At 40.4% G+C, this 1043-nt stretch carries 1 pseudogene; it reads right to left on the minus strand.

Annotation, left to right across the window (positions count from 1 at the left end):
• Nucleotides 1–1043: pseudogene (locus DW000_RS09750) on the minus strand (adhesin); the annotation flags it as partial.

Here is a 1043-nt window from a genome sequence, read left to right on the forward strand (position 1 = left end):
CCGCCTGCATCGATGCCGTCCTTAACAATCTTAGGACCGCCATTGATAGTCAAACCATCAGTGTTCATAACAGTATTACCGGTAGTTACGCTAGTTAAATTTTTCAATTCTTTTGACAATTTAACATTAAGCGCACCATTTGCAGATACTACGCCAATATTGTCATCAGACAATTTATTTGCATCAGCACCACCTTTGATATCTAACTGTTCGCCTAATTGTTTATTGATAACAGTTGTATCATCGCCCTTGAAGTTCAAGCCTTTTGCAATGGTGTTATTGATGTTTGTAATATCGGTTTTGTTATTTTTTACACCGTCACTAACATGTTTCAATTGGTCTTCTGTTGCCGCTTGACCATGTACAACTGTAGGATTATCGATATCCCATGTACGGTTAGTCAATTCGTTTACCGTACCTGCGCCGGTTATTTTAACTGTTCCGGCCTTAATATCACCTGTTGTACCGTTAATAGTCACCTTATCTCCGGCCGTAATCGTACCAGTAGTGCCATCTACAACAACTTTCTTATCAGCATCTGAACCAAGAGTAACCTTATCACCTAATCCAACTGTATATTCTTTACCACCAGCAGCGTTAACGCCTTCTGTAACGGTTACGTTAGCATCCTTAGCTTTTACGGTTGTCGCTTTGGATGTACCGCCAATAGCAGCATTTAATTGATCCACATTGACAGCATCCGTTCCATCAGTACCAGGTGCTACGTTAGTAATTTTTTGACCACCCGCATTCAAACCGTCTTTATTGACATAAGTTTTTCCGTTGATAGTCAAGCTACCGTTAGGGCCTAGGTTAACATCTTTTTTAAGCTTAACATTTAGTTGAGCGCCATCAGATATTACACCGATATTGTTATCTGTCAAGTCCGCAGAAGCACCACCCTTAATGGATAACTTCTCGCCCAATTGCTTGTTGATGTCTGCACCGGTATCACCAGCGAAGTTCAAACCTTTCGCAATGGTATTGTTTATATTTGTGATATTTGTTGTATTGGTATCTTGTTGCGCTTTGGATGCGATATC

The organism is Veillonella sp. AF36-20BH, from assembly GCF_003602765.1.
GTDB classification, from domain to species: Bacteria; Bacillota; Negativicutes; order Veillonellales; family Veillonellaceae; genus Veillonella; species Veillonella hominis.